This window comes from Acetobacter sp., from assembly GCF_047723915.1.
Lineage (GTDB): Bacteria > Pseudomonadota > Alphaproteobacteria > Acetobacterales > Acetobacteraceae > Acetobacter.
The window spans coordinates 51,584-65,385 of record NZ_JBDOBQ010000012.1; the positions used below are offsets into that span (position 1 = coordinate 51,584).

15 protein-coding genes and 1 tRNA gene are annotated in these 13,802 nt (G+C 63.1%); 6 read left to right on the forward strand and 10 right to left on the reverse strand.

All coding sequences use genetic code 11. From position 1 onward, the window contains the following. Positions 1 to 161: 161 nt before the first annotated feature. Complete coding sequence (locus ABF990_RS08440) at positions 162 to 1,625, forward strand: mannose-1-phosphate guanylyltransferase/mannose-6-phosphate isomerase (RefSeq protein WP_415500788.1); 1,464 nt, start codon at positions 162 to 164, stop codon at positions 1,623 to 1,625. 27 nt (positions 1,626 to 1,652) lie between these two features. Here the strand turns inward: ABF990_RS08440 and ABF990_RS08445 are convergent, their stop codons facing one another. Beyond that, positions 1,653 to 2,813 carry a serine hydrolase domain-containing protein gene (locus ABF990_RS08445; RefSeq protein ID WP_415500802.1) on the reverse strand — a complete coding sequence of 387 codons (1,161 nt, stop codon included), beginning with the start codon at positions 2,811 to 2,813 and terminating at the stop codon, positions 1,653 to 1,655. 201 nt (positions 2,814 to 3,014) lie between these two features. Continuing rightward, entirely contained in the window at positions 3,015 to 3,668 is a 654-nt protein-coding gene (alkB, locus tag ABF990_RS08450) for a DNA oxidative demethylase AlkB (protein WP_415500801.1), read from the reverse strand. A 417-nt stretch (positions 3,669 to 4,085) separates the two neighbouring features. Here alkB and ABF990_RS08455 point away from each other — a divergent pair, with 417 nt between their 5' ends. Further along, complete coding sequence (locus tag ABF990_RS08455) at positions 4,086 to 4,487, forward strand: toxin-antitoxin system protein HicB (protein WP_415491623.1); 402 nt, start codon at positions 4,086 to 4,088, stop codon at positions 4,485 to 4,487. Positions 4,488 to 4,567: 80 nt separating this feature from the next. On the opposite strand, the gene ABF990_RS08460 is transcribed toward ABF990_RS08455, so the two are convergent. The 8 genes from ABF990_RS08460 to ABF990_RS08495 all read right to left on the reverse strand — a co-directional run bounded on the left by ABF990_RS08460 (position 4,568) and on the right by ABF990_RS08495 (position 11,440). Further along, positions 4,568 to 6,043: a sodium:solute symporter family protein gene (locus ABF990_RS08460; protein WP_415491624.1), complete on the reverse strand. Its 1,476-nt coding sequence runs from the start codon at positions 6,041 to 6,043 to the stop codon at positions 4,568 to 4,570. After that, positions 6,040 to 6,219, reverse strand: a complete 180-nt coding sequence (locus tag ABF990_RS08465) for a DUF3311 domain-containing protein (RefSeq protein WP_415491625.1) — start codon at positions 6,217 to 6,219, stop codon at positions 6,040 to 6,042. Before ABF990_RS08465 ends, ABF990_RS08460 begins: the two co-directional genes overlap by 4 nt. Before the next feature lie 381 nt (positions 6,220 to 6,600). After that, a complete protein-coding gene (locus tag ABF990_RS08470) occupies positions 6,601 to 7,143 on the reverse strand; it encodes a hypothetical protein (RefSeq protein ID WP_415491626.1) in 543 nt (180 codons plus the stop codon). 87 nt (positions 7,144 to 7,230) lie between these two features. Next, positions 7,231 to 8,397: an anhydro-N-acetylmuramic acid kinase gene (locus tag ABF990_RS08475; protein WP_415500506.1), complete on the reverse strand. Its 1,167-nt coding sequence runs from the start codon at positions 8,395 to 8,397 to the stop codon at positions 7,231 to 7,233. A 142-nt stretch (positions 8,398 to 8,539) separates the two neighbouring features. Further along, a complete protein-coding gene (locus ABF990_RS08480) occupies positions 8,540 to 8,926 on the reverse strand; it encodes a hypothetical protein (protein ID WP_415491627.1) in 387 nt (128 codons plus the stop codon). A gap of 1 nt (position 8,927) precedes the next feature. Further along, entirely contained in the window at positions 8,928 to 9,650 is a 723-nt protein-coding gene (locus ABF990_RS08485) for a pyridoxine 5'-phosphate synthase (protein WP_415491628.1), read from the reverse strand. 94 nt (positions 9,651 to 9,744) lie between these two features. Next, positions 9,745 to 10,725 (reverse strand): 4-hydroxythreonine-4-phosphate dehydrogenase PdxA, encoded by a 981-nt coding sequence (gene pdxA / locus ABF990_RS08490; RefSeq protein WP_415491629.1) that lies wholly within the window; start codon positions 10,723 to 10,725, stop codon positions 9,745 to 9,747. A gap of 52 nt (positions 10,726 to 10,777) precedes the next feature. Continuing rightward, positions 10,778 to 11,440 carry a glycosyl transferase gene (locus tag ABF990_RS08495; RefSeq protein WP_415491631.1) on the reverse strand — a complete coding sequence of 221 codons (663 nt, stop codon included), beginning with the start codon at positions 11,438 to 11,440 and terminating at the stop codon, positions 10,778 to 10,780. 302 nt (positions 11,441 to 11,742) lie between these two features. Between ABF990_RS08495 and ABF990_RS08500 the strand changes: the two genes are divergently transcribed. The 4 genes from ABF990_RS08500 (at position 11,743) to ABF990_RS08515 (ending at position 13,702) form a co-directional block, all read left to right on the forward strand. Continuing rightward, on the forward strand, positions 11,743 to 12,123 hold the full coding sequence (locus ABF990_RS08500) for a lipopolysaccharide assembly protein LapA domain-containing protein (protein ID WP_415491632.1): 381 nt from the start codon (positions 11,743 to 11,745) through the stop codon (positions 12,121 to 12,123). Then, the gene (gene pyrF / locus ABF990_RS08505) at positions 12,116 to 12,829 is read left to right on the forward strand and encodes an orotidine-5'-phosphate decarboxylase (RefSeq protein WP_415491633.1); all 714 of its coding nucleotides are present in this window, start codon (positions 12,116 to 12,118) and stop codon (positions 12,827 to 12,829) included. Before ABF990_RS08500 ends, pyrF begins: the two co-directional genes overlap by 8 nt. A gap of 2 nt (positions 12,830 to 12,831) precedes the next feature. Continuing rightward, positions 12,832 to 13,485, forward strand: coding sequence for a phosphoribosylanthranilate isomerase (locus ABF990_RS08510; protein WP_415491634.1), 654 nt, complete (start codon positions 12,832 to 12,834; stop codon positions 13,483 to 13,485). A 126-nt stretch (positions 13,486 to 13,611) separates the two neighbouring features. Beyond that, positions 13,612 to 13,702 (forward strand) — tRNA-Ser (locus ABF990_RS08515). Positions 13,703 to 13,802: the final 100 nt, after the last annotated feature.

Here is a 13,802-nt window from a genome sequence, read left to right on the forward strand (position 1 = left end):
GTTGTGTGTTCTGCCCGTTCTGGTTGTTTTTTCCGGTAACTGTGCCTTTTGGCGTGCGGGATTGGGGGATCGGGTGCCAGGCATTACGCTTGGGGTGGGCAGGGACAGGCTTTATGTGCAAAGTGATACGGCCGCTTTTATTCTGGTGGATATGATTTGACATGACAGACAAAAATGTTCCCGCCGGTCAGGGCGGTGTTTTCCATTCAGGCACCGTGGTGCCGGTTATTCTTTCCGGCGGGTCGGGCAGCAGGCTGTGGCCGGTGTCCCGCAAGAGTTACCCCAAACAGTTCTGGCCCCTGCTGGGCGACAGGACCCTGCTGCAGGACACGGCCCTGCGCGGGCAAAAGGCGGGTCTGGGTGCGCCCGTTATCGTCAGCAATGCCGAGCATCGCTTCATTATCGCGGAACAACTGCGCGAAGCCGGGGTGCATGACGCGCGAATCCTGCTGGAACCGGTCGGGCGCAACTCCGCCCCCGCCATTGCGGCGGCGGCCTTCACCGTTGCCGAACAGGACCCCGATGCCGTGCTGTGGGTCATGGCGGCGGATGCGGCCATTTCTGACCATGGCGGGCTTCAGGCGGGTTTGCAGGCGGCCGTGGCCGCGGCCCGCAAAGGGTATATCGTCACCTTTGGCATCAAGCCCACACGGGCCGAAACGGGGTACGGCTATATTGAACAGGGCACGCCGCTCGATGGTGTGGACGGTGTTTACGCCGTGGCCCGTTTTGTCGAAAAACCCGATGCCGCCACGGCGGAACAACTGGTGGGCCAGGGGAATTACCTCTGGAATTCGGGCATGTTCGTGGCCAGCGCCGCCACGTTCCTGAGCGAGATCGAAAAATTCGAACCTGCCCTGTATGCATCCGTCAGGCAGGCGGTGGCCAGTCGCAAGACCGACATGGATTTCGAACGCCTCGATACGGAAAGCTTCAAGCAGGCTCCCGATATTTCGGTCGACTACGCAGTGGCCGAACGTACGACGCGGGCCGCCGTCGTGCCGGCAGCATTCGGCTGGTCGGATATCGGCAGTTGGGACGCCTTGTGGGAACTGGGCGACAAGGACGCGGGCGGCAACGTTGCCGTGGGTGATGTGCTCCTGCAGGACGTGCGTAACTCCTACGTCCGCACCAACGGGGTTCTGACTGTGGCCCTCGGGGTGGAGAACGTGGTTGTGGTCGTGACGCAGGACGCCGTTCTGGTTGCGGACAAGGCGCATGCGCAGGATGTCAAAACTGTTGTGCAGAGGCTGAAAGATGCAAAACGCCCTGAAGCGGAGAACCACCGGCTGATCTACAGGCCCTGGGGCTTCTATGAAGGGTTGATCGAGGGGCGACGTTTCCAGGTCAAGCGGATTGTGGTCAATCCCGGACAGAAGCTGTCTCTGCAGAAGCACTTCCACCGTTCCGAACACTGGGTCGTGGTGGGCGGCACGGCTGTCGTGACCCGTGGGGAAGAGGAAATTCTCCTGCACGAGAACGAAAGCGTTTATCTGCCGCTTGGCATCATGCACCGTCTGGAAAACCCCGGTCGTATACCGCTGACCCTGATCGAGGTTCAGTCCGGCGCATATCTGGGTGAAGATGATATTGTCCGGGTAGAGGATATCTACAGCCGTCCATGACCGGGCTGCCGGGCCGTTTTCACCCCGTCATTCCGGGGTGGGGGCGGTCAGGGCCAGGGCCGCGGCGGTGGCGACATCCTGACGCAGCCTGACCACCGATGCCTTGCCGTATGGGTGGACGCGGTTGGTCAGGATCAGGACAAAGCTGCGTGTTTCGGGCACCAGCCAGAGCGAGGTGCCCGTAAAACCCGTATGACCGAACGAGGTCGGCGGAAAATACGCTCCGCGCGGGGTGGAGTAATGGGTGGCGATATCCCAGCCAAGCCCGCGCAGGTCGGACCTGCCTGCCGGTTGCTGTGGGGTGGACATCAGTACCAGCGTTTCGGTCCTTAACGGGAAAGGGCTGGGCAGGCCCACACGTTTGTCCAGCAGCGCCTGTGCGTAGCGGATCATGTCGTCGGCGCAGGAGAACAGCCCGGCATGGCCGGCTACACCGCCCATGCGCCGCGCCGTCGGGTCATGCACGACACCGCGCAGCAACTGTCCGTTTTCGTCATATTGCGTGGGGGCAATACGGCCTGTCAGATTTGCCGGTGGGGTAAAGCGGGACTGTCTCAGGCCCAGAGGTGCCAGAATATGGCGGCTGGCATAATGGGCCAGCGGTTCACCGGTCAGTTTCTCGACAATCAGCCCCAGCGTGATGAAGTTGATATCGCTATACACAAAGCGCGCTCCCGGCGGGTTGATGGGGCGGGCGTCCATGACCAGACTTACTGCCTGTGCGCGGCCCTGCCATGGCGTGTCGAGCGGGAGGTCTGGGGCCAGACCGGAATAATGGGTCAGCAGCAGGCGGATGGTAATATCCTGTTTGCCGTTTGCCCCGAACCCCGGCAGGTAATGGGCGGCAGGCACGTCCAGCCCGATCATCCCGCGTTCGTAAAGCTGCATGATGGCGGGCGCCGTAATCAGAACCTTGGTCAGGGATGCCATGTCGAACAGCGTGTCCCATGTCATGGGTTCGGGCGTGGGGGTCACGGCGCGTTGGCCGAACACGCCTTTCCAGGGTACCAGCCCTTCATGGCCGATGGCGGCGACCGCACCGGGTGTGTTGCCTGTCGCGATAGCGTTGTGAAAAATCCGTTCTACCTGGGTAAAGCGTTCATCCCCGCCAGATGGGGTGCCTGCCGGGACCGGAGCCTGCGACCCGCCAGTGCCGGATGAAGTATCTGATAATGTCGTCCCTGCCATGGCAGGCCGACGCCGGTTGGCCAGAATGCCCGAAAACAGCAGGCCGGAGGGTACAAGCCCCGATCGTACAAGGCCACGCCGGGTCCACAGGAAAGGGGAAGACATGACCAGACTGGTACCTTTCGGTTTGTATTGACCCGGATGCGTCGCGCGTGGTGACAGGTCAGGTAACAGGATGGAACCCGTGCAAGACGGGCAGGGCTAGTGTGTGGTGCGCGCCACGTATCTAAGAGTGATATTATAGCGCAAGTCACCGGTCAGGGGGTGGGTTTCATGCCCAAGAGGTTTGATTCCATGAAAAAAAAGCCGGGCTGGCCCGCCCCATACCACGGCATCGCCATGGTGGAGGATCACGGTGCGCACAGGGTCCGTGCGTCTGGCCCCACCCCATTGGAAAATGGCCGACCGCCCCAGTGAGAATGAGACAACGGGCTGGCTGCATTCGCCCTCGTCGCGGTCCTGGTGCAGGCCCATGCGGCTGCCGGGGGCGTAACGGTTCAGCAGGGCCGTGTTAGGCGTGAACCCTGTAAAACCGGCTGCCTGCGCGGCCTGTTCCCCCAATTCCGCCAGCAGTGGGGGCATGGCGGGCCATGGCTCGCGCGTTAGCGGATCGTGGGATGTATAGCGGTAGCCGGTGTGGTCCGTCACCCATACGGCGGCACCACACCCGGTCATGGCAGCGGACATGGTACCGCCCCCCGGCGTTGCCATTTGCCGGAAAGGGGCAAATGCCGCCACCTGTTCGATTATACGTAACAGGTGTGTGGCTTCGGGGGTGATGAAACCCGGCAGCACCAGCGCGCCATCATCCAGCATCATGCGCGATGGGCGCGTGTCGGGCAGGAGCAGGGCCATCTGCTCCTGCCCGGGGTGCGTGGTGGAGCTTTTCCGCTGTGCGTGTGGGCGGGGTGTGGGCGTGCGTGCCGGGGCTGCTCCGGGGTGGGGTGATGGCGGCGGCTTCATATGCAACAGCCTCCTCTGGCCTGGCGTGTATGCCCGGCACGGCGTGGTGTGCCAGGGCGCATGGCATGATGCCATCGGTTATATCGTGGCAGATCCGTCGGGGGCTATGGCGGGTGCCTGATATGCCACCGGAGGGTTTCTGGCGCGTGACTGGCAGGACCGGCATTGCCCGTGCCGATAGGGCCTGTCTGGGGCGTGTGATGGATGTGGCCGGTGCGTTCTGTCAGATCCCTCTGGCGTGGCATGGGGTCCGCAGTGTAGCATCGGTCCTGTTTTTGTGGCCAGCCTGTAAGGATATCTCCCATTTCCATGCCTATGCCCGTTCAGGACATCATGCTTATAGGCGGCGTGCCTGCGACCGTTACCCAGAATGAAACAGGCAGCCTTATGCGTGGCGTGTTCATGGGGCTGAACGCCCATGTGGATTTTTACGCATCGACCAGGAGCGAACTGGCGACCCAGGGCACGACAGCACTGGTGGATTTTTTTGCCGTATGCCGCCGAACGAACCGTTCGCCGCTTAAACCGCGGGGGAACGGGCAGGTCGGCTATGTGGTGGAAGACATCTACCAGGCCATGGAGGAAGCGGCCCGCAGGCGCGGCATAGACCTGTACCGTGTTGTCAGGGAACAGGCGCATGCGCTGGAGTTTCACGCCAGCCATGACCGGGGCGGTCAGGCCGATGGGGCAGGTATTCTCATAAGCCTGTAGCGTTTTTGAGCGCCGGGGCATGTAGAAAGGGGGCAGCCTTGCGGCTGCCCCTTTTTCTAGTCCACCAGCGATGCGGGATGTTACGCCGCTTCCTTGAGGATTTCCGTCTTGGTGGTGCTTGTGGTCCGGGCTGGCCACAGCAGGGAGACCACCAGAACAACCACGATATTGACCACCAGAGACAGAAGACCGGTGGAGACGTTGCCCGAAATCACGCCGAAATGCACAGGGTGAACCGGCTTGAGGCCGTCCATCCAGCACAGCCCCAGCCCGAAGACGGAGCCCGCCAGCCAGCCCGCCAGCATGCCCGGGGCCGAAAGACGCAGCGGCGTCAGGCCAAGGATAAGGGCAGGGAAGGTTTGCAGGATAATAACGCCGCCCAGAAGCTGCAGGTCGATCGCGAACTTGGCGTTCAGGAACAGCACGCACAGCAATGCGCCGACCTTGACCACAAAGGCTGTGATACGGCTGGTGCGTACGGGGTTTTTCTGGGGGGGCAGCAGGTTGCTGGTTACCAGATTGGCGGCACCGATCGCCATGACAGCGGCAGGCACGAGCGCACCCACGGCAATGGATGCAAGGCAGAACCCGGCAAACCAGGACGGAAACACTGCCTGGAACAGCATGGGCACCACCATTGAATTGTTGGTGGTGGTAATGCCCGCCGCATGCGCCATGAAGCCGAGCATGGCGATCAGCCCCAGCACGATCGTATACACCGGCAGGTACACCGCGTTCTGGCGGATTGTGTCTGCGGAACGGGACGCCAGAATTCCGGTCAGCGTATGGGGGTACAGGAAGGCCGCCAGGGCGGAAGACAGCGCAAGGGTGGCGTAGGGCAGGCCCTGGCCGGGATTGAGCATGGCCTGCGGATGGTCGGCCGCTGTTGCGAACAGTGCCGCGTAACCGCCCGTATGCATGGGAATGACCGTAACCGCCACCAGCACGGCGATATAGATCATGATATCCTTGATGAAGGCTGTCAGTGCTGGAGCATGCAGCCCGCCCATCCAGGTATAGGCGGCCAGCGAGATGAACGCGATGATCAGCGGCAGGTCACCCGGCAGGCCCAGGGCCTGTACCACCGTGCGGATACCGATAAGCTGGAGGGCGATATACGGCATGACCGCGACAAGCCCAGTCAGCGCCACCACGATTTCCAGCGTGCGGCTGTCAAAACGCCCGCGAATGATATCGGCCGCGGTGGAATGCCCGTTGGCATGCGCGATTTTCCACAGGCGTGGCATGACGACGAAAATGAACGGATAGACGATGATGGTGTAGGGCAGGGCAAAAAAGCCATAAGCCCCGACGGCATAGACCAGAGCCGGCACGGCAATGACCGTGTAGGCCGTGTAGAAGTCACCGCCGACCAGGAACCATGTCACCCAGGGGCCGAACTCACGCCCGCCCAGGCCCCATTCCTCCTGTGCGTTGGCGTTTTTGCCGTGGCCGCGCGTCAGGCGCCGAATCCACTGGATGGATGAGCCGATGACAATGGTGGTTGCAAAAAAGAAGATGAAGACGCCAAGCGCCCACGGATCGATGGTGTTCATGCGTCACGTCCCTTTTTCCAGACAATCCAGATCAAAAGCGAGGTCACGGGAACCCACGCGAACTGATACCAGTAGAAAAAAGGGAAGCCGAGCAGGACGGGGTCGTACCGGTCGTACAGGGGCATCCACAACAGGCCCAGAAAGGGCAGCAGCAGCAGGAGATTGAGATATTTCATTGCGGAAAACCGCCTCTTTTTGTTCTTTTTATGCTTAACGGACAGAGATGACGATGGAATCCGCCCTATGTCAATTACACAATGCGAATTTTACGCAAATGAAAAGAGGTAAGTTGCTTGGAGTTGGCCGGTATTTTTTGTTATAACGATGTTGTTACAACAATAGGCGCTGCGGCAGTGCCAGTCCCATACCCGGCACACCGCGTTTGGCCAGTGTTTTTATACCTGTAGCATAGCCTTGCCTCTGCGCGCGCAGCGCTGCGGTGGAACGGTTTGAGGCATGTGATGACCGCTCGGCCCCCCGGCTTTCTCAACTCCCTGTCGGCCGGTCTTGGGAGCGTCCTGTAGCGGGGCAGGGCGCCGTCCGGTGGGCCTGTGTTCCTAGCGCGACATGGTGCGCCTGTGGTGTTGCAGCAGGTCATTCAGCCTGTCGCTGTACTGGCGGTAGCTACCTTCGGGCACGCAGCCCAGTTCTTCCAGCGCTTCCAGGTCGGCGCCATGATTGATCCACTGGTTGGCCTGGTCCGCGTCGATACTTGTGGGCAGGGCATGGGCCTGAAAGACGACGGGGTCGTCTCCGTCTTCCTGCGCGCCGAACGGCATGAAGCTGTCATCGGCAGGGCGCGCGGTTGAATCCAGACTGATCTGGCCGCACAGAACCTGTTTTTTGTCGGCATTGGTATGGGTGCTTAACTGACGGAAAGACGCCACGCCGCCAAAATGGGTCGCAAGCGACTTGAGCGTGGCCCGGCCAAAGGCTGTAGCCGCCGCCTGGCCGCTGCCATCCACCACGGTCTGGCCCGGTCCCTGTGCCGCGCTCGGGCTGACCTTGGTGCTCCGTGCGGCGGGGGTGGCCGCATGCGCGAAGCCCATGGGGGCGATGACCCCCGGCAGGATGAAACAAAGAGCTAAAAAGCGTTTCATGAGGCAGTTCTTTCCTGTCTTCGTTCACAGTCTTGCTAGCGCGTGTGGCCAGTGTCGTAAATGGCGATGCATGGTGCACGGCGGGGTCTACAAAATATGGCCACCGTCGCGCGTGCCCCATGGGGTAATGCCCATGCAGGTCAGCCGTCCGCCGGGCAGCGGGACAGGCACCCCTGTTGTGCCGGGCAGGGACAGTGGCAGGCCGCGCAGGCTGCGCACGGCCAGAAAACCGAAACATTCGGCTTCCAGCGCATCGCCATTCCAGCCCAGAGCTTCCACCGGGCTGACAGAACCGGCAAGGCGGGCGGCAAGGGCCGCCATAAGGGCGGGGTTATGCCTGCCACCTCCGCAGACATACCATGCCACGGGCTGTTCGGGCAGGGGCGTGCGGGCGACGGCCTCGGCCGTGAAGGCCGCAAGGGTTGCCGCGCCGTCAGCGGCACTCAGCCGTGCAATCTGCTCCAGCCCGGCATGAAAGCTGAGCCGGTCGAGCGATTTTGGGGGCGCTGCGTCAAAGAACGGGTGCGCCATCAGGGCGGCAAGGCTGGGGTCATGCACGGTACCGCTGGCCGCCAGTGTGCCATCCCTGTCGTATGGCTGGCCGGTGTGTTGGTGTGTCCAGTCGTCCAGCAGGGCGTTGCCGGGCCCTGTGTCGCAGGCCAGAATGGTTCCCGTTGCCCCCACCAGCGTCAGATTGGCAACCCCGCCGATATTGAGCACCGCCACCGGCCCCGGCAGGCCCTGCAGCAGGGCTGCGTGGTAAAGCGGGGCCAGTGGCGCGCCCTGTCCACCCGCCTGAACATCCGCACTGCGGAAATCGTGGATGACAGGCAGATCGGTGGCGGCGGACAGGCGTGCGGCATCGCCAATCTGCCAGGTGCGCCCGCGTTGTGGGGCGTGTCGGCCTGTCGTGTCGGCCCCCGTGCTCAGGGTGGCGGAAACAGGGGCGTGCAGAATGGTCTGGCCATGAAAGCCCACAAGGTCGACTGGCATGTCGGGGGCTGACTGGCGGATCAGCCTGATTGCCTGGGCGTGGATATCCGTCAGGTCCCGCGCGATTTCGTGCACCTGCCCGGCCTGGGGTGTCAGGTGGGGGGCGTCGTCCAGCAAAACCCGCAGGCGGCCGCGCAGGTCCGGTGGATAGGGCACGGTCACCGCCGGGCCGTGCCCGGATACACATATGCCGTTTGTGCGCACAAGGGCTGCGTCCACCCCATCAAGCGATGTGCCGCTCATCAGCCCTATGGCGTTCATGAAAACGGGCGCGGGCTCGCGGGCGTTTTCAGGGGTGGTCACGTGGCCGTCATGCAATACGGGGGCCGACATGGGCCGTTATCCTTCTCCGCTGTTCTGGTGGTGTTTTGGCCCCTGTCCCGCGTCCGGCGGGGCCGCGGCGTCAGGGCGTCGTCAGCGTGGCCAGCCCGGTCCAGAACTGTCCGCTCCGTATGTCCCACAGGACGATCCTGTCGCCGCGCGGGCTGCCGATATGCAGGGCCAGAACGTTGTCGCGCACGCGGGTGGTGTCCAGCATACGCTCATCCGGTGCCAGTGGCAGGATGGCGGGTGTTGCAGGGGGCTGTCCGGTGCGGGGCAGGGCTGCTGGCGGAGCGTCCACCAGCGGCACGGCGGCGGTCAATGCGGCGGGTGCTGTGGGGGCATGCGGTGCGTTCATGCGGTGCAGAATGACACCGATCAACGCGGCGGTGCCCAGCACGATCAGCACCCCCATGCCGATTACGGCGGCCATCAGCGCCCTGGGGGTTTTATAATCCTGCTGTTCCATGTCAGAGCGCGCCACCCAGCGCGATGTGGCGGCGCATTTCCGCGATCACGCTCGCCAGCCCGTCAAAAATTGCCTGACCGATCAGAAAATGGCCGATATTCAACTCCCGTATTTCCGGCAGGGCGGCTATGGGGCCTACGTTCCCGTAGGTCAGGCCGTGCCCGGCATGTACCTCCAGCCCCAGTGCGGCGGCCTGCTCGGCCCCTGCGCGCAGCCGTGCCAGTTCATCCGCACGGCCTTCGGCATAGGCGCCGGTATGCAGTTCCACCACCTGTGCGCCTGTTTCGGCGGCGGCGGCGATCTGGGCCGGGGCCGCGTCGATAAACAGCGAAACCCGGATGCCCGCATCTGCCAGTGTTTTCACTTTGGGTGCGAGGGAGAGCATCTGGCCCGCGACGTCCAGGCCGCCTTCGGTTGTCAGTTCCGCGCGGCGTTCGGGTACGATGCAGCAGGCATGGGGTGCCAGCCCCAGGGCAATGGCCACCATTTCGTCTGTTGCGGCCATTTCCATGTTCAGCGGCGCGGCAACTTCGGCCTTGAGGCGGTGCAGATCCGCGTCGCGGATATGGCGGCGGTCCTCGCGCAGATGGGCGGTAATACCGTCAGCCCCGGCCTGTATGGCCAGCAGGGCGGCGGCCACCGGGTCTGGGTGCTGCCCGCCCCGTGCGTTGCGCAGGGTGGCGACGTGGTCGATATTCACGCCAAGCCTGATAGGCGGTCTCATGCTCGGGTCCTTATACGGGCGGTTTTGCACGGCATTGCGCCGCAAACGGGGTGCTGGTCTGTGCGGACCATACGTTCAAATATGCTCTCGGCAGTCAGTTTTGTGCTTGAGCCTGCCTGTTGTCGGCCAGATGGGCGGCCAGACGCAAGGCCGCGCACAGGCTGGCGGGGTCTGCCTTGCCCTGCCCCGCGATATCGAAGGCAGTGCCATGATCGGGGGATGTGCGGATAATGGGCAGGCCCAGTGTGACGTTCACGCCCTGGTCCATTTCCAGTGTCTTGATCGGGATCAGCGCCTGATCGTGGTACATGCACAGGGCGGCGTCGTACCGGCTGCGCGCCTGGGGTGTGAACATGGTGTCGGCCGGCAGCGGGCCTGAGACGTCAAGTCCTTCCGCTTTCAGGATTTCTATGGCGGGGATAATAATATCCAGTTCCTCGCGCCCCATCAGCCCGCCTTCTCCCGCATGGGGGTTCAGCCCCGCCACGGCCAGACGGGGGGGCGTGCGCAGCCCGAAGTCACGTGCAAGCCCGCGGGCCACGGTGCGGGCCGTGCGTACGATCAGGTCGGTGCTGAGCTGGTCCAGCGCACGGCGCAGGGCAACATGTACGGTTACCGGCACCACACGCAGGGAAGGGCCGGCCAGCATCATGACATCCTGTCCGGGCACACCGCACAGTTCCGCCAGGTAGCTGGTATGGCCAGGATGCGTGAAGTCGGCACTCTGCACGACATCCTTGCTGATCGGATTGGTCACGACGGCTCTGGCCTGCCCCGCCAAGGCCAGTTCGACCGCCATGCGAATGCTGTGCAGAATACCCGGCGCATTGCGTTTGTCCGGCTGGCCGGGCACGGCCGGGGCGGCAAGCGGCAGGGGCAGGACCGGCACGGCGTTGCTGAATACGGCACCTGCCTGCGCAAGGTCGTGTATGGGCTGCACGGGCGCATGGGCGGCCAGCAGAGCGGGGTCCCCGATCCAGGCGAAGGCCGGGCCGCTGGCGTGCAGGGCGTGCCAGCTTCTGGCCGTAATTTCGGGGCCTATGCCCGACGGGTCGCCCTGGGTCAGGACCAGCATGCCGCATCTCCATATCACGTCTCCCACGGTAAGTGGGACGGGCAAGAAAACCTCAGAAAAAGGCTGGCGTAAAGGTGCCCAGGAACTGGTGCAGCAGATTGGGGGCAAGGCCCCGCCTGACCATCTGCACTGCCTGGGGGCGCAGGGCTGCGTACCAGGCCGGGTCGAAATGGCGTGACAGGCGAACGGTGTCGGGTAATGCGGGGCTGGAATGCAGCAGGGCCTCAAAGGGCGGTAACGCGGCCAGAGCGGACTCGGCCGGGCGATGGCGCAGGTAGTAGACCGGGTCGAAGAACGTATGCCCCGATCGCTGTTCCCCATCTCCCACGCGCAGAAAATGGTCGTACCCGTTCATGTAGCCGCCTGCTTGCAGGCTGGTGTCTGTCAGGTCCGGGTAGCGGGCGCGGTAGAGCTGTTCGGAAAACAGGTAATGGGGGGCATATGTCCGAAAACCCGTGTGGCAATAGTGCTCGAAGCCCGAACGGTAACGGGCTGTTGCAAGGCCGCTCATGACCTCGGGGCAGGACAGGCGGTACCATTCCTCCGAAAAATAGCGGTTGGGAGAATGACCCGACAGCGCGCCCTGTGTTTCGTACCAGTGCTGGAGTGCTGCGTCAGAGAGCGATTCCAGATCGGGGTGCAGCGGTCCGTAGTCCTGCCTGTACCATCGGGGGTCGAACGCCATCCACAACGGCACGGATGCGGGCGCGGTCACAAGGCGGCCCGGCCATGCCGGGGGCTTGCAGAGTTTTCAGGCTCGGGGGGCAGACGATATGTTCTTTCCGGGTATGGCAGGCATGGCGGGCTGGGCAGAGCGGTCTGGCGCGGCATGACGAAAAGGCCCCTGATACGTACAGGCCTGCATGCCTGCATGGTGTCATGTTCAGGCATAGGCGTGGGGCTGCTAACAAAGTGTATACACACCTGTTTTTATAGTCATCCGGGGCTTGTCGCCGGTATGATGCGCCATGGCGATCCGCCTTGTTCTTTGGGGCTGTTAAGGTTACGAGTGTTGGCATGATCAGGCTTATTATTGTCGTTCCGTTCCTGCTGGCGCTTGTTGTTTTCAGCGCCAGTAATCAGGACCCGCTGGATATGTGGCTGCTGACCTATAGCTGGAAAAGCTCGGCCGGTGTGCTGGCTCTGCTGGTCGCGGCGCTGGCCTTTCTGCTGGGGGCGTTCTGCCTGTGGGTGGTGGAGCTGCGCCAGCGCCGCCGCGCCCGCAAGGCAGAATTGCAGGTGCGTGAACTCCAGGCCCAGCTCACCCAGGTGCAGGCGCAGCTCCAAGCCCAGCTTCAGGCCCAGATGCAGGCTTTCGCGCCGCAGCCCTCTCACCCCGGGGTAGACGATCAGACCTCACCCGCGATTACGCAGGGCGGAGGCGTGGCCCATGACTGATGCCGCGCGCCATACGGGCCTGATTGTCGCACTCGATACGCAAAGCCCGGAGCAGGCCCGGCAATGGGCAACAGCGGTGGATGGTGCGGCGGGCATGGTCAAACTGGGCATGGAATTCGCCTATGCGGCGGGTTTTGGCCCAGTGGCTGCGATTGCGGCGGAACGTGAGGTGTTTCTGGACCTCAAACTGCACGATATTCCCAATACCGTGGCGTCGGCCATCAAGGCGTTGTCCGGTCTGCGGCCCCGCATGCTGACATTGCACGCCAGCGGAGGGCAGGCAATGATGGAGGCGGCCCGCAAGGCCTGTGACGAGGCTTTTCCCGCAGGGGAACGGCCAGTGCTGCTGGCGGTGACAGTGCTGACCAGTATGGATGAGCAGGGTCTGGCAGCCATTGGTGTGCCGGATGGCACGGCGGCCCAGGTCGGGCGGCTGGGGCGGCTGGCCGTGCGTTCGGGTATGGACGGTCTGGTCTGCTCCGCGCATGAACTGTCGCTGCTGCGTGACGCACTGGGGGGCAGTCCCGTTCTTGTCACCCCCGGTATTCGCCCGGCCGGAGCCCAAATGGGCGACCAGAAACGGGTTATGACGCCAGCACAGGCGCGCATGGCCGGAGCAGACTGGATTGTGGTGGGCCGGCCCATTACCCAGGCGGCAAACCCTGCTGCTGCTGCGGCGGCCATTGCGGCGGAACTGGCTGGCTGAACATGGTAACCAGCGCTGATCCCGTATCGGGCGTCAAGATCTGCGGGCTGACCGAACCTGCGGGGTTTGACGCCTGTCTGGAATATGGAGCGGATTGGGTCGGCTTTGTGTTTTTTGAACGCTCTCCCCGCTTTGTCACGCCCGCGCAGGCAGCGCTGCTTTCTGCCCGTGCAAAAGGGGGGCCGGGCCGCGTGGGCCTGTTCGTGAAACCCGATGAACAGGCCATAGCAGACACCCTGCGCCATGTCGGTCTCGACATTCTCCAGCTTTACGGCGTGGATGACGAACAGGCCCGCGCCATTGGCCAGCATTTTGGCCTGCCGGTCTGGCTGTCCCGCCCCGTTGCGGCGCGCACCGACCTGCCGGCCAAGACGTCTGTCCAGCGGGTGCTGGTCGAACCTCGTCCACCAGCATCCGCAACCCGCCCGGGTGGTAATGCGCAGCAACTCGACTGGTCACTGCTGGCAGGTTGGCAGCCGGATTTCCGCTGGATGCTGGCAGGCGGCCTGACACCGCAAAACGTGGGTGCTGCCATACGCGAAACCGGTGCCCCCGCGGTCGATACATCATCCGGTGTGGAAAGTGCCCCCGGAACCAAGGACCCATCGGCCATTGCAGCGTTCATCCGGCATGCGAGGGCAGAACTGCATGGCTGAAAGCGCCCGGGCCATCCGCACCGAGCAGGGGCGGGCGGGCAGAGCGGTGAGGCAGCAAAAAAGCACGCATGCATGCGCTTTCCCTCTTGCCTGATCCGATAATCTTGCTATTACCTCTCTCGCGCTGGAGAGATGGCCGAGCGGCTTAAGGCGCACGCTTGGAAAGCGTGTGTACGTTAATAGCGTACCGAGGGTTCGAATCCCTCTCTCTCCGCCACGCCACCTGAGTGGTTGATTTTAAAGCACAAAATTTTTGGCTTCCCGCTGTGTGATACGGTCATGTGTTACAGAGGCGACAAAAATTTTGGCTGCTTCCT

Coding starts and splice junctions, on each gene's coding strand:
- ABF990_RS08465 (WP_415491625.1), bottom strand. CDS start 6,219: ATGAAATATCTCAATCTCCTGCTGCTGCTGCCCTTTCTGGGCCTGTTG.
- ABF990_RS08480 (WP_415491627.1), bottom strand. CDS start 8,926: ATGGAACAGCAGGATTATAAAACCCCCAGGGCGCTGATGGCCGCCGTA.
- ABF990_RS08485 (WP_415491628.1), bottom strand. CDS start 9,650: ATGAGACCGCCTATCAGGCTTGGCGTGAATATCGACCACGTCGCCACC.
- ABF990_RS08445 (WP_415500802.1), bottom strand. CDS start 2,813: ATGGCAGGGACGACATTATCAGATACTTCATCCGGCACTGGCGGGTCG.
- ABF990_RS08500 (WP_415491632.1), top strand. CDS start 11,743: ATGATCAGGCTTATTATTGTCGTTCCGTTCCTGCTGGCGCTTGTTGTT.
- ABF990_RS08470 (WP_415491626.1), bottom strand. CDS start 7,143: ATGAAACGCTTTTTAGCTCTTTGTTTCATCCTGCCGGGGGTCATCGCC.
- ABF990_RS08440 (WP_415500788.1), top strand. CDS start 162: ATGACAGACAAAAATGTTCCCGCCGGTCAGGGCGGTGTTTTCCATTCA.
- pyrF (WP_415491633.1), top strand. CDS start 12,116: ATGACTGATGCCGCGCGCCATACGGGCCTGATTGTCGCACTCGATACG.
- ABF990_RS08475 (WP_415500506.1), bottom strand. CDS start 8,397: ATGAACGCCATAGGGCTGATGAGCGGCACATCGCTTGATGGGGTGGAC.
- ABF990_RS08455 (WP_415491623.1), top strand. CDS start 4,086: ATGCCTATGCCCGTTCAGGACATCATGCTTATAGGCGGCGTGCCTGCG.
- ABF990_RS08460 (WP_415491624.1), bottom strand. CDS start 6,043: ATGAACACCATCGATCCGTGGGCGCTTGGCGTCTTCATCTTCTTTTTT.
- ABF990_RS08510 (WP_415491634.1), top strand. CDS start 12,832: ATGGTAACCAGCGCTGATCCCGTATCGGGCGTCAAGATCTGCGGGCTG.
- pdxA (WP_415491629.1), bottom strand. CDS start 10,725: ATGCTGGTCCTGACCCAGGGCGACCCGTCGGGCATAGGCCCCGAAATT.
- alkB (WP_415500801.1), bottom strand. CDS start 3,668: ATGGCCCTGCTCCTGCCCGACACGCGCCCATCGCGCATGATGCTGGAT.